Consider the following 325-nt stretch of genomic DNA (forward strand, 5'->3'; position numbering starts at 1 on the left):
CAACGGCAATACCACTGGCGATGTTCTGGCCTTCGGTGACGGAATTGCACCGGAAGATATCGTGGCATTCGGCTCGGGCGATGACCTCGTCATTCGGATCAAGGATACGGCCGACCAGATCACGATCCGCTACGATCTCAACTATTCGAACTGGCGGATCGAGCAGTTCACTTTCCCCGACGGCACCACCTGGAGCCATGCGGACATGCAGGCGTTGGCACTGGTGTCGACTCCTGGGCACGATTCGCTGATCAGCGGATACGACGGCAATGTCCTCGACGGCGGCGATGGCAACGACACGCTTACCGGCAATGGCGGCAGCGAT

General features: G+C 59.4%; 1 protein-coding gene. It reads left to right on the forward strand.

The features are described from left to right. On the forward strand, positions 1-325 hold a 325-nt coding region (locus MTR66_RS21140), incomplete at both ends, for a calcium-binding protein (protein ID WP_243924708.1).

The sequence above is a fragment of the Novosphingobium beihaiense genome (genome assembly GCF_022832375.1).
Lineage (GTDB): Bacteria > Pseudomonadota > Alphaproteobacteria > Sphingomonadales > Sphingomonadaceae > Novosphingobium > Novosphingobium beihaiensis.